Raw genomic sequence first — 11,684 nt, 5'->3', positions numbered from 1 at the left:
AATTTAATCTAAGTTTTTAATAATTTGTTGTAACACTTGAAATGCTTGATGTAAATCATCTTCGTTAATACCTTCTAGCGTTTTTTCTTCGAAAGTATCAACTTCTTCTTGCCATATTGGAATCATCTTTATCGCTGTTTCTGATAAAGAAATGAGCTTCTCACGGCGATCTTTTCCTTCAGTACGAATAATCCATCCCATCGTTTCCATACGTGTTAACGTACGAGTCATCGTTGGTGATTCAACATTTAAATACTGACATAATTCTGTTTGCGTACAAGAACCAGTTTGATTAATACGGAAAATTACAGCCCATTGCGCACTAAATAACCCAGTGGGAGATACGCGTTCATTAAATTTCTTCGTAAACTTGCGAGAAGTCTGGCTGACAATGTGAAAAAAATGTTGTTTTTCATCCATGTATGTTGATCCTTTCAAATTAGTTACCTAGCTAACTATATACTTTTTTATAATAATTGTCTAGTAATAGACATGTTGATTTATGTAAAAATTTCGTATCGCTTTTTTGTTGAGAACATACATTCTGCATGTTATTCTTTAATTAAGTAAAGAATTTTCTTTCTATTAAAAAGAATGGGGGAACTTGTGATGATTAAGCCTGCAACAATGGAGTTTGTTTCACTATCGAACGGAGAAACGATTGCGTATCAGGAAGTTGGAAGGCAAAATGCAGAAATTCTTGTACTCATTCACGGAAACATGACATCGTCACAACATTGGGATTTAGTCATTGAAAAGCTGCAAGATCAATACCATATTTACGCTCTTGATTTAAGAGGATTTGGTCAATCAACATATAATAAAGCGATAGATTCCATACAAGATTTTGCAGAAGATGTAAAACTATTTATTGATCAATTAAAACTAGAGAAATTTTCATTAATGGGCTGGTCAATGGGCGGTGGTGTTGCGATGCAATTTACAGCGAATCATCCAACGTTTGTCGAAAAGTTAATTTTAGTAGAATCGGTGGGCATGAAGGGATATCCAATTTTTAAAAAAGATATAAACGGGCAGCCAATCGTATCAAGTTTAGTAAAGACGAAGGAAGAGGTTGCACAAGATCCTGTACAAATTGCTCCAGTGCTAGATGCGATAAAAAATATGAATAAATTATATTACCGAACAGTATGGAATCTATTAATATATACACATAATCAACCTGAACCAGATCGTTATGAAAAGTATTTAGACAATATGTTAACGCAACGTAATTTCGTAGATGTGAATTATGCGCTCATTACATTTAATATTTCGGATGAACATAACGGGGTTGTAGAGGGAAATAAGCAAATTCATCGTATTAAAACTCCAACGCTTGTCATACAAGGTGACAGAGATTATGTCGTACCGCAAGTAGTGGGTGAGGAGTTAGCGAAACATTTGCCGAATGCTGAATTGCAATTATTAGAAGATTGCGGTCATTCACCGTTTATTGATTGTTTAGATGTATTTATAAAGCATGTAGAGGATTGGTTAGAACAGAAATAATCCCCGAAATGAAAGGTATTGCATATGCTATAACATTGTATGTAAAAGGGGAGATTATCCATGCATCATCCGCTCTTAATTGCGCATTCACCATATAATCATCATATATATACAAAATTGATGATAGCTCCGCTGTATATGCAGATTTCACCAGCTGTAGTTCCGTTACAAATGCAATATCCGCAACAACCAATCGTTAGCGCACAGCAACACGTATATGGAACTGCATTTTATAAAAATCCGTACTTCAAGCAATTTCATAACAATGTGAAAGCACAAGTTTGGGAAGGATAGGAAGCTAAAAGATTCATTCTTTTAGCTTCTTTTTAATTGCGAATATTCGTACACGCATTTGCAGAAACAGTTTATAATGAAAAGTGGAAAGCGTGAGAAGGAGAAGGAGAGGGAAAGGGATGTCACTGCGTTTTACTTTTTGGATTATGGTTGGGATTGTAGCAATTTCAGGTTTGTCACAAGGTATGCTCTTACCGGCCATTGCAATGATTTTTGAACAAGAAGGGGTTAGTTCAAGTATTAACGGTATTCATGCGACGGCACTATATATTGGGATATTAGTAATCTCGCCGTTTCTTGAAAAACCGATGCAAAAATTTGGAATGAAGCCAATTATTGTGATTGGTGGGTTTCTCGTTATTATTTCATTATTCTTTTTTACACAAACATTTTCGTTTTGGGTATGGTTTATCCTTAGATTTCTAGTTGGAGTCGGAGATCATATGCTTCATGTCGGAACACAAACATGGATTACGACAACATCAGACCCGAGTAAAATTGGGAGACAAGTATCGATATACGGTGTATTCTTCGGAATTGGTTTTGCCGTCGGTCCGTATTTAGCAAGCACTGTACAGTACGGTCTTGCAACGCCATTTATTATATCTACTGTACTTTGTTTAATAGGTTGGCTGTTATTACTGCCAACGAAAAATGCATTCCCGGCGCAAGATGAAAGAGAAGTGAAGAGTGAATCATCCTTTTCTCGTTATAAACAAGTTGTTGGATTAGGATGGATTGCACTGCTGGGACCACTTGCATATGGCGTACTGGAAGCAATGTTAAACAGTAACTTACCAGTATATGCGCTTCGTAAAGGATGGTCTGTTTCAGAAGTATCCTTCTTATTACCAGCATTTGCAGTTGGGGGCATTATTACACAAATTCCGCTCGGTATATTAAGTGACAAATACGGAAGGGACCGTATTTTAACGTGGACGTTCAGCATAAGTACGGGCATTTTCTTGCTAGCAGCCGTATTTGATCAATATTACTGGATCGTCTTTGCCTGCATGTTGTTAGCTGGTATGGTCATTGGATCGTGCTTCTCGTTAGGACTTGGATTTATGACAGATTTATTACCGAGACACTTATTGCCAGCAGGTAATATATTAGCTGGAATCGCCTTTAGTTTAGGGAGTATACTGGGACCTGTATTAGGAGGCGTATTTATAGAAAAAATACAGTATACAAGCTTTTTTATTGCGGTTATGATTATAATAGGAATTCTCGCAATGTTATATATGATCTACATGAAGAATCAATTCGCATCAAGAAAAATAGAAAGTAGGTTAGGGCATGACAAAACAACCTAATAAAAAGAAATTTGAAGTACTCGAAAACGAAACAATTACAGACTGCTTAGCACGTATGGAACAAGAAGGCTATGCACCGTCTCGCCGCATGGAAGAGCCAATCTTTCATGAAGTGAAGAAAGACGGCAAAACAGTAGTGGAACCGTGCGGTAGAAAGATTGTCTTTGAGGGGAAATTGAAGTAATACAAATAGCAAATTCTCTTTATAGTATAGAGCCACCCAATTCATTTGAATTGGGTGGCTTGTTTTGTTACTGAGTAATGAAGGAATAGGTAGATTAGGAATTGAATAGAATGAATGGATATTTTCTAGAGAGGATGAAGTTAGTTGTTCGGGCATGGATTATAGAGCTAAAACTATAATTTTGCAGAGGGAAATAGGTAAATACGCCGAGTGCTGGTTAATCCGTACGCCATCAATTTTGTTATTTGGAAGAAAATAATAATATCATAAAGCATACTATAAATAGTTATATTTTTTGTATAGAAAATGCGTAATTGTAACGTTAAATCTTCCTGGAAGAGCAGTTACACTATCTTTGGATTTTTGTTAATTCAAAATTCAGTGTGCAAACGAGGTGGAGTTCAAAAATGGAAGCAAATCAAAATGAGCGAATTCTCTATGTAGTTTTTGAGAATGAAATGAAATTACCGATTTTGGATATTACGCACCCGTTGTTCAATGCAAGTATTGATGAACAGGCGTATCATTTGAATTGCCTTAAATCAGCACGGAGCATTGAAGCATTAAAAAAGATGCCGGGTTTTATTCAGAACATTTTTGTGAAAATGTCGAATGTTGATGATTCTTATCTTAGTGGTATGCGTACGTTACTGTACAAACTTGGACCTGATTTAAGTAAGGGGATAAAATTAGGCTTCCGGGACAAGTGGGCGGTAAAGCAAACCTCTTTTATGGGACTTCGGATTAGGCTGAGGAATCTTTGCAGACAGCAGTCGGAACTTTTGTTGCCTCAGCTTAGGGCGTTTCCTGAACGTGGCCTTTGTTTTTTTAATATTGCTGGTGGAGCTGCTGCAGACAGTATCAATACTTTGATTTTAATTCAGGAATCGGACCCAGAATTACTTAAGGGACGAAAGATTGGAATTAACATTTTAGATATTGATACGTACGGCCCTAATTTCGCAAAGCGGTGCATCGATGCTTTGAAGCAACCGGGAGAACGCTTTTATGGCCTTGATATAACACTTAACACAATACATTATAACTGGAGCCAATCGGAGTCATTATTAAAAATGAGCTTGGATCATTCAGGTTGGATTCAGCTCTGTTCATCGGAGGGGGGGCTTTTTGAGTATGGTTCGGATTCGGATATTATTGAGAATTTAGACCGTTTCTTTGAAAATTCCCCAGCGGATGCCAGGGTGACGGGTTCGTTAATTTTCGACCGAGCATATGTTAATCCAGGATATCTTGGGTTTACAGAGTTTATTGGCGTGCAAATTAGATATCTTGGATTGGAAGGATTACAGAAGCTTTTAGCTCAAACCTCATGGATTTTAGAAGAATCGCATGAAATTGAAAAAATTTATATTCTGTTTTCGTTGAAGAAAGCGTGAAATAAGACTGTTTATCACGTATGGACACCATCTCGTCGTATGGAAGAGCCAACCTTTTATGAAGTGAAGATAGACGGGGAAATCAAAGTGAAAAAGGTTACATAAAAATGAATCTGCTTTGTTCTTACAAAATAATTCACACATCTAGTCACATAAAAAAACGCTATTGATTCTAACATCAATAGCGTTTTTATTTTTAGTAAATATATAGATCAAAATGAATTTCTGCTTGAATCGAACTAGCGAAATCAAGTATATCTTTTTGTAAATACATTGCGGGTGATTCGTTATTCTCAATTTGAATGACTACCATAAATAGAAATTCTAAATCATATTTTTTCTTAAGCTGTTTTAATGGTTCTGTTTTCTCTTCAAGTGATTTTAGAATAACATGCAACTGATTATTTATATCGTATGATTCTTGATAGCCAGTGCTTAAATTCCAATCCGTCTCTTTTCTATATAGTTTTTTTGTGGATACAAGATTTGGATTATCACGTCTTGCGACAATATCACCTTTTTTATAAGTTCTTGTAGGTTCGATATTTAGGGCGTCGGTAATTGCTTCAACAGGGAATATATCACCCGTTATACTAAAATAAGCCATAACTTTGGTTTTATCCAGAATGGTTCCTCCTCTATTGTTAAGATGTCACTCTTATTACATTATAAAAATTTAAGAATGTATTTACTAGAATGTAAATGTGTTTTTGATTGAAATTTGGTGTTGGGATATAAATGATAATGTTAGATATATACCTTTGTAGTAAGGGGGAATTATACAAAAGTAGGATGATTTCAAATGTATTTATTTGTATGATAAAAACAAAATATTTTCAAAAAATTGGAATGTAGGGGAGAGGAATCATAATGATACAAAGCATATATGAAACGCATTTACATGTAAGAAATTTAGAAAAGGCGATAGATTTCTATCAAAATAAGTTAGGTTTAATATTAGCAAAAAAACTATCGAAAAGGCGGGTTGCTTTCTTATGGGTAGGAGAAAATAAAGAACAAATGCTTGGATTATGGGAAGTACATAGTAATGAAGATTTTGAGATGAAACACTTCGCTTTTCGTGTAGATGTAGCGTTTTTAAAGATTTCTAAATTATGGTTAGAGAATCGTGGAATAGAGGTAGTAGGGAGTCAGGGGAAAGGAAATGAAGAGCCAATTGTCCAAAGATGGATGCCAGCTGCAAGCGTATATTTTCTAGATTGTGATGGAAATAAATTAGAGTTTATTTCTATGTTATATGATGATCCAGATGAATTAGAATATGCAACGTATTTAAGTGAATGGGAAGCGGAGCACCAAGAAAAATAAACTTTAATCAGTGGGGGTTTTATAGCTTTGCTTGTTTTCTCACCCATTTGCGCAAGTCTCCCCAGTTTCATTTAACTTTATTAAATATACTCATTACGATGCATGCATTTACATAATATGGATGAGTCTTTGGTGATATAAATAAAAATGTAATATTCGAATAATGAATATTCAGCGTTATTTAATAATGGTACATACAGTAAAATGTTCTGTTTTCCATTCCACGATAGAAAACAGAACGTATATTTGGTATAATCGAAATATACTATATGAAACGATGTACATGAGTTTGACATGTATGTATTAAGGTACGTACTACATAACAATAACTACGCTTTATACAAATCAATCGTTAGAAAGGAAAAGAAGTAATGAATCAAATTTCATTTGAAGATTTATTTGAAGAAGAAAACGAGAAAGAAAAGGTGGAGGTAGCTGAAATACCAGTACCTTTATCACCATTGCAAAGAGATATATTGGAATTAATGGATTCTGAAGAAATAAGTGCACTTGAGCTGTGTGAACAATTAATACGAGCTGGAAAAATATCAGATGAAAGATTCACAACGAATAAGCCGAAAGCATATGGAGAAGTATGCTTACTATTAGAAGGATTTGTTAAAGAAGGAAAGCTTATTTTTGTCAAAAGTGATGAGAAAAGAGATAGGGTTTATAAATTGAATGAAGAAATGTTTAACGGATAAGGTGTGCAGGGGGAATTCATTCATTTTTCTCATTAAAAAAGGGTGTCAATCTTACTTAGATTGACACCCTTTTAATCATCTAACACCTTACATATTTACGCTTGAAACCAAGTCTTCCTCTATCAAGTTCTTTCTGAATACTCTCTGCAGCATTTAGCAAACTGCTTTTTTTATTATCACGTTTTACTTCAACTATACCAACTTCTTTTGCAATCTCGACTGCCTTTTCGTGTAGTGGCACATATGAAATTGCTACCGTGTTTAGAAAATTATTCATAGCGGATTTAGTTCGTTCTGGCGAATCATGGATTGTCTTTTTCACCATTTCAAGCATATCGGAAATTTTGCTTTCAGAAAACTCATCGTCTTTGCGATTTCCTAAAAGCCAGCAGTAGCAACTCCAGCCTGCTGACATTCGTAGCTCGTCCCCACTTGCAATCCATTTATCAGCAACATCTTGTGCGATATTTGATTCTGATAAAGTGACTGCCACCACATAATCAGACAACATATAAAAATACGCTCCGTCTATCCATCGATTAAAATCAGACTCACTCATAGCTTTCGGGTCCGCAATAATGCCTGCAAAATACATAGCATCGTAGTTGCCTGTGGCATAAAGTTCTTCTGCTAACTCTTGGTTTATTTTTATTTTTTTTGCGATTGGTTTCATAGCACCTGTAGCTACGCCGAAAACTGGCTCGTGCGCACCGTTAGATATGTATATTTTTTTCGTTCGTTCCTTGCCTAGGGCTTCAAGCTCTTGCATAACTGTTTTAAAATCCAAAGCTGTGTACTTCCTTTCTTCATGTAAAAACCATTTTAATTGCGAACAACTAGCCTATATTTTTTATCATGTTTTCCATACTTTCTAATTTTAAATCTTATGTGAGTAGGATGTCTACTTTCTATAATTTGTCGATAGTGCAGATAGTGATTTTGAAAGTCTAGATTTTTAGGATGAAAAACTACTGATTAAAGTTTCACTGTATCTTTGGCTCTTTCTCGGTATTATTATGTTATTATTTGGTAAGAGGATAAATGTAAAGTTAAACATGTGAGGTTGGTTATAAATGATAAAGAAATTTACTAGAGTAGTATTAACTGTAGTTATGCCAATTAGTATGATTGTGGGGTGTGGAAATACTGAAAAAACTGAAGCAAAAGAACCGAAAGCGATACAATCAGAGAAAAAGGACTATACGGATTACTCGTATGGAAGCAAAGGTATAGTAGTAAGCGGAAAAGCGAAAGAACGTCAACAATACGAGGTTGGATATATGGATGATAATAAGTTAATTGGGATTGATGAAAATATTGAGGACTGTATTATTTTAGATAATAAAGATGAAGCAAGTCTCGTTTGGAAACAAATAGAGCGTGGATCGATTATTGAAGTGCAATATGGTAAGGATCGCAACCATATCGTAGGCGTACAATTAGTAGGAGATCGTGAGCCATACGAAATTAGTGATAAGTTTGATCGAAATACGATAAACGAGATTGTCGAAAACGTTAAAGGGAATTTGTAATAGAAGCTAAAATGAAAAAATATTTAAATTTACTATTAATAAAGTTGATTCCTTATGGAGATAAGAAATCGACTTTATTAATTATCTTTTTTGTAAGTTGTCTTTCCACAAATTATAGCTGTTATCAATAACTTCTTTTAATTTGAAATAGTTTTTCCAAGTATCTTTTACGTGGTAGAGAGTTTCTTCGTCTATAAAAACGTCTGAGTAATCACTTATATACTTCCATTCCTCATCATTATTAAAGTAATACATCGCCAATTGGTTGCCTTCGTCATTTAACATGTCGTCTGCCAAAACGCCATCCCAGTTCATATAAATTTCTGTGCCAGTCATTCGCCTGCTGGGGATAAAATGCAGTGTTTATAAAAAGGCGGAATAACCATATTTTTATACATAGTAGATTCATAGTCTTTCACGAATGAGAAAATAAAGGGAGGTTGAGATATTTACACGAACAGTGTAGGTATCGATTGCAGCAATGAATATTAAAAAACGAGTAATCGCACTATCAACAAGTCTAGTAATTTTAGGGAGTGCACCTTTATCAATATCAGCAGAAGAGATAAATAAATCTCATACTGACCAGCTTAGTATTGCACAAGGGGAGCGTGGAACGAACGGATTACGTTATTCTAATTTCAATCTAGAAACTCCAGATCACATGCAAATTAATGAAGCAGAAGTATCAGAGAACGAGGAAATTCTTCTAGAAGAATATAAACATAAACATGATGAAACAGAAGAGTTACATAAAATGAAAGAAGCGAAAAAAGGTCAAGTAGCGGAAGATGAAGCTATTTCAAACATTGAAAAGGCATTTGAACATGTAGACGGTCGAAATGATGGCTCTACTCGTGAAATGAAGCCGGTTGAAAAACGAAGAGCTATTCAGTATAGTGCATCGATGACTACAAAGAAATATGGAACACTTGCAGGTGTCCCGTTTGTAGAGTGGATTGTTCCAGCTGGAAATCCTGATATTCGTCCTGCAAATCCGATGAAAGCACGCTACATTACAATTCATGAGACTGCAAACACAGCTCGTGGTGCAAATGCTGAAAATCATGCGAAATATTTGTATAAACAAGCAACGGAAGGTACGTTCCGAACAGCTTCTTGGCATTTTACTGTAGACGATAAACAAATTTATCAGCACTTACCAACAAATGAAAACGGTTGGCATGCAGGAGATGGCGATGGCTCAGGAAATAGAGAATCTATCGGTATCGAAATTTCAGTTAACCAAGATGGAGATTACAATAAAGCGTTAGAGAATGCAAAGAGACTTGCAGGTTATTTAATGAACAAAGAAGGTATTAGTGCGGACCACATTTATAGGCATCAACAATGGAGCGGGAAAAACTGTCCTGATATTTTAATTTCTCGTGGGAATTGGACTGGATTCGTACAAGGTATTCAATGGTATGCAAATGTTAACGCACAAATTGATTCGCCTTTACAAGAAAGAAATGAGCTATTTGATTCCAATGAATATAATCCAGCTGAACCTAATATGGAGCTTGTAGTGAATGGTGATGGTATAAACGTACGTAGTGGTTGGGGACTTGAACATCATATCGTTCGTAAAGCTTCAAACGGAGATCGTTACAAAGTGTTTGCAGTTAAAAATGGTTGGTATAAAGTAGGTAACGATGAGTGGATTTTCTATAACCCAAGTTGGATTAAAATAAACTATAATGTGCCACATAAAGAAGTACAAAAACCAAAAGATGATATTACAGGTGGATGGTTTGAAGGGAACATTCGTAAGCTGAACAGCCTAGGAATTATGAACGGTGAAGGAAATGGTGTATTTGCGCCTTATCGTAATGTTACGAGAGCTGAGTTTGCAACATTAATCTCAAATGCTCTCAAGCTACCGGAAGGAAATAAGTCATTTGTAGATATTAATAAAGCGCATCCATCCCTTCATAGCGGTATTAAACGTAGTGCAAGTGCGGGAATTATTAACGGTCGTGGCGGCGGGATTTTTGATCCTAACGCATCTATTACACGTGAAGAAGCATCGATCATGATTGACAACGCATTACAGTATAAAGGTGTTACAGGTGAATTAGTTGCATTGCCATTTAGGGATAAACATTTGATCACATATAAACAGCCTGTTCAACGATTATATAGCTTAAAAGTAGTTACTGGTGTTGGAAATAATGAGTTTAATCCGAAAGGGACAGCAACTCGTGGTGAAGCAGCTGCCTTTTTAGTGAAGATGTTAGATGCAAGTCAAAAATAGAAAGAATGATAAAGGAGCTATCCAAAATGAGAATTTGGAACAGCTCCTTTTTATATAAGCCCTTATTAAGCCCCTTCCAAGCCCCTTCCAAGCCCCTTATAAGCACCTACCAAGTAATAAATCACTAAGAAAAAACAAAACAAAAACAACTACAAGAACAAAAAAGCGCGAAAAAATAAAACCGTCGTTGTAGTAGTTAAAAAAATTTGGAATTCAACTGCAAAAACCAAGCCCTCACTCCTATATGTATATTGAAGGATTGAAATCTACCTTTTTATGAATACAAGGGGGAGGTAAACATATGGCGGTGTACCGTAATGTGCAAGTGAACTTTTGGCAAGATGAATTCATATTAGATGTAACGCCAGAGGAGCGTTATTTTTACATATATTTGTTAACTGGTACGAAAACGAAGCAATGTGGAATTTACGTATTACCGAAGCGTGTGGCAGAACTTGAAACAGGCTACAATATGGAGACTGTTGAGAAGTTATTAAATAGGTTTGTTGAATACGGAAAGATTTTATACGATGCGGAAACGAAAGAGTTATACATCATAAATTGGCTACACTATAATCCAATTTTAAATACGAATGTAGAAAAATGTGTGTTACGTGAGTTAAAGACTGTAAAAAATAAAGAATTCATACATATGTTTTTACGTACATGTCTGGAAAAAGAATGGAAGATTCCATTGTTATTGCAGTATTTTGGTATGCCAGAAGAAGAGGATACTAGTAGTTTACAAGAAGTTGTTGAAGAAATAAAAGATGTGGAAGTGGAAGAGGACACTCCACATAGTGAGGTTTATAAGTTTTACGAGCAACATATAAGTAGTCTATCCCCATATATCGTGAAGGAATTGAAAGAGTGGATACAAAAAGTTTCAGGAGAGAGAGTATTAGAGGCACTTAAAATTGCATTTGAACAGAATAAGCGAACGTTTGCTTATGTGAAGGGGATTTTGAGGAATTGGTGTAGCAAATATGGTGGAGAGAAGTGTGTAATGGGTAGTTTAGAGAGAAGGAGAAGTGTTTTGAGTAGTGTGTTTTAATTTACATTAATTTAATGTAGAATATATGTTCGTTTTGGTAGGTTTTATGCTATACTACCATTAAATAAGGATGTTTTTATAATGGATAAAAGATGCGGGGGAACA

General features: G+C 35.3%; 13 protein-coding genes and 1 pseudogene. 10 read left to right on the top strand and 4 right to left on the bottom strand.

The features are described 5' to 3' along the window. Positions 1 to 3: 3 nt before the first annotated feature. The gene (locus RTP99_RS23810; RefSeq protein WP_000343675.1) at positions 4 to 420 is read right to left on the bottom strand and encodes a MarR family winged helix-turn-helix transcriptional regulator; all 417 of its coding nucleotides are present in this window, start codon (positions 418 to 420) and stop codon (positions 4 to 6) included. Between the two features lie 174 nt (positions 421 to 594). On the opposite strand from RTP99_RS23810, the gene phaZ reads away from it, so the two are divergent. The 5 genes from phaZ (at position 595) to RTP99_RS23785 (ending at position 4,703) form a co-directional block, all read left to right on the top strand. After that, positions 595 to 1,512 (top strand): intracellular short-chain-length polyhydroxyalkanoate depolymerase, encoded by a 918-nt coding sequence (gene phaZ, locus RTP99_RS23805; RefSeq protein WP_116733361.1) that lies wholly within the window; start codon positions 595 to 597, stop codon positions 1,510 to 1,512. 60 nt (positions 1,513 to 1,572) lie between these two features. Next, positions 1,573 to 1,806, top strand: a complete 234-nt coding sequence (locus tag RTP99_RS23800; RefSeq protein ID WP_000546488.1) for a hypothetical protein — start codon at positions 1,573 to 1,575, stop codon at positions 1,804 to 1,806. A 119-nt stretch (positions 1,807 to 1,925) separates the two neighbouring features. Next, the gene (locus RTP99_RS23795) at positions 1,926 to 3,122 is read left to right on the top strand and encodes an MFS transporter (RefSeq protein WP_000058542.1); all 1,197 of its coding nucleotides are present in this window, start codon (positions 1,926 to 1,928) and stop codon (positions 3,120 to 3,122) included. After that, positions 3,106 to 3,306, top strand: coding sequence for an NETI motif-containing protein (locus tag RTP99_RS23790; protein WP_000166303.1), 201 nt, complete (start codon positions 3,106 to 3,108; stop codon positions 3,304 to 3,306). Before RTP99_RS23795 ends, RTP99_RS23790 begins: the two co-directional genes overlap by 17 nt. 407 nt (positions 3,307 to 3,713) lie before the next feature. Next, positions 3,714 to 4,703, top strand: coding sequence for a hypothetical protein (locus RTP99_RS23785; RefSeq protein WP_000387973.1), 990 nt, complete (start codon positions 3,714 to 3,716; stop codon positions 4,701 to 4,703). A 196-nt stretch (positions 4,704 to 4,899) separates the two neighbouring features. On the opposite strand, the gene RTP99_RS23780 is transcribed toward RTP99_RS23785, so the two are convergent. After that, the gene (locus tag RTP99_RS23780; protein WP_000323208.1) at positions 4,900 to 5,310 is read right to left on the bottom strand and encodes a DUF4279 domain-containing protein; all 411 of its coding nucleotides are present in this window, start codon (positions 5,308 to 5,310) and stop codon (positions 4,900 to 4,902) included. Between the two features lie 263 nt (positions 5,311 to 5,573). Between RTP99_RS23780 and RTP99_RS23775 the strand changes: the two genes are divergently transcribed. Then, on the top strand, positions 5,574 to 6,032 hold the full coding sequence (locus RTP99_RS23775; protein WP_000616179.1) for a VOC family protein: 459 nt from the start codon (positions 5,574 to 5,576) through the stop codon (positions 6,030 to 6,032). A gap of 371 nt (positions 6,033 to 6,403) precedes the next feature. Then, the gene (locus tag RTP99_RS23770) at positions 6,404 to 6,736 is read left to right on the top strand and encodes a DUF3895 domain-containing protein (protein ID WP_001071915.1); all 333 of its coding nucleotides are present in this window, start codon (positions 6,404 to 6,406) and stop codon (positions 6,734 to 6,736) included. A gap of 79 nt (positions 6,737 to 6,815) precedes the next feature. Here RTP99_RS23770 and RTP99_RS23765 read toward each other — a convergent pair whose 3' ends face one another. After that, positions 6,816 to 7,523: a DNA alkylation repair protein gene (locus tag RTP99_RS23765; protein WP_000346310.1), complete on the bottom strand. Its 708-nt coding sequence runs from the start codon at positions 7,521 to 7,523 to the stop codon at positions 6,816 to 6,818. 286 nt (positions 7,524 to 7,809) lie between these two features. Here RTP99_RS23765 and RTP99_RS23760 point away from each other — a divergent pair, with 286 nt between their 5' ends. After that, positions 7,810 to 8,268, top strand: coding sequence for a hypothetical protein (locus RTP99_RS23760; RefSeq protein ID WP_000591659.1), 459 nt, complete (start codon positions 7,810 to 7,812; stop codon positions 8,266 to 8,268). An 81-nt stretch (positions 8,269 to 8,349) separates the two neighbouring features. On the opposite strand, the pseudogene RTP99_RS23755 reads toward RTP99_RS23760, so the two are convergent. Continuing rightward, a pseudogene (locus RTP99_RS23755) lies at positions 8,350 to 8,610 on the bottom strand (DUF7832 domain-containing protein); the annotation flags it as partial. Positions 8,611 to 8,749: 139 nt separating this feature from the next. On the opposite strand from RTP99_RS23755, the gene RTP99_RS23750 reads away from it, so the two are divergent. Next, positions 8,750 to 10,525 (top strand): S-layer homology domain-containing protein, encoded by a 1,776-nt coding sequence (locus RTP99_RS23750; protein WP_001022200.1) that lies wholly within the window; start codon positions 8,750 to 8,752, stop codon positions 10,523 to 10,525. A gap of 301 nt (positions 10,526 to 10,826) precedes the next feature. Next, entirely contained in the window at positions 10,827 to 11,579 is a 753-nt protein-coding gene (locus RTP99_RS23745; protein WP_000312128.1) for a DnaD domain-containing protein, read from the top strand. Positions 11,580 to 11,684 lie beyond the last annotated feature (105 nt).

The sequence above is a fragment of the Bacillus sp. (in: firmicutes) genome, from assembly GCF_031983925.1.
Taxonomy (GTDB): Bacteria; Bacillota; Bacilli; order Bacillales; family Bacillaceae_G; genus Bacillus_A; species Bacillus_A pacificus.
The sequence above is the reverse complement of the archived record's forward strand: the minus strand, read 5'-3'. Positions and strand labels throughout refer to the sequence as shown.